Source organism: Oleiphilus sp. HI0125, from assembly GCF_001635355.1.
Genome location: NZ_LWGF01000149.1, coordinates 1 through 1,491 on the forward strand (window position 1 = coordinate 1; position 1,491 = coordinate 1,491).

The 1,491-nt window shown below is 42.7% G+C and carries 1 protein-coding gene; it reads left to right on the top strand.

What is annotated here, in order from left to right:
- The coding region (locus A3762_RS02550) for a DUF1631 family protein (protein WP_156493156.1) at positions 1-1,491 on the top strand (1,491 nt) is incomplete at both ends.

The window sequence follows — 1,491 nt, forward strand, 5'->3', positions numbered from 1 at the left end:
GATGATTCCTGGACAGACCTTGCCACTCGTGAGCGATATTAAGAAAGCCGATCGAGAGAATACCAACAAAGAAAAATCAGAACGCTTGGTTCCGTGGATTAAGCGTGCGAAATCTATCCCCCTAAATGCTTGGATGAGGTTTGACAAGGATGGTGAGTCGATTCAATTCATTCGTTTAGTCTGGATTGCGAAAGGATATAGCAAATTTGTTTTTGTGAATCACCAAGGTTTAAAAGTTATAGAACTTGGGCTTTTGAAATTGTCGGAATATCTAAAGCTCCAATCGATTACTCCTGACCCTAATTATGATCAGTCTCTCGTTAAACAGGGGCTCGATGATATGGTTAAGGATGTTTACGAGAGACTTGCGTTAGGCGCATCGACAGATCAACTAACAGGCCTTCAAACTGAAGATGAATTTAGAGGGAATGTTCGTCGCCGAATGCAAAGCGGAGAGAGAACTTCCCCGTGTGCGATGATGCTAATTCGTTGTCTGTTGGGTGAATTACCCGAGAGTTTAGAGAATAAAGCCGTAGAGGCGATTGGCGAGGTTCTTCGTAATTTTGAGGCAGACCAAGCATCGGTCGCACGTCTAAATCGCTATGACTTTGCGATATTTATTTCTGGTAAAACCCTGAATGAACAAATTGCACAAGCAAAAGAGATTGCGGGGCGTACAGCACAGATTGGTGTCGAATTTGATACGCCGTTTGTTGTGTTGTCGAGTGAGGTGCGGGGCTATCTAGGTTTTCATAATGAGCGCAGCTTGTTATCGAGTGCTGAGCAGAGCCTAAGGAAGATTGATCGTAAAGTATCTGGCGATGTTCAGGTTGAACTTTCTCAAACAGAAAGCGCATCTTCTCGATTTGCGATTGATGATTTGTCGTATTTCCAGGTGATGGCACAGCCTGTTAAAAACCTTTCGAACAATCCTATTTCAGACCATTTAGCGTTGAGCTGTATCGAGCCGGATGCGGACAGTAACTATCTAGCAGTAAACAAAGACGAAGGAGTGAGCATTAACTCCTGGTGGTTGAACTACATCGATGCTCGCTTAAATCAAAATGATATAGGTGTTGGCAGAATTCCAATACATAGCTCAGCATTTTTTGATGAGAATTTTAGTCAGTCTTTGCAGAAGGTATTGATGAAGGGGCATATAGCCGCAGATGATTTGTGGTTTGAGATATATGACCTAGACAGTGTGTCTAATCCTTATTTAGTAGCTGATTTAATGATGGATCTTCAGAACTTAGGGGTGAAATTTAGTCTGGCTGGATATGGAACTAAGCAATGCTCGCCCGACTTAGTGGAGTTGTTACCGATTGATTCGGTGACGATGGCAGCGAATACTTTGCAGTCTTCGCAAGAGTTAGAAGAGACTGAGCGATCACTGATTGAGTTGGCTCAACACTTCGGTAAATTGGTGATTGTTTCTAATGTTGATTCAGCTATTGCGATGCAAAAAGCAAAAATACAAGGAGCCGACTT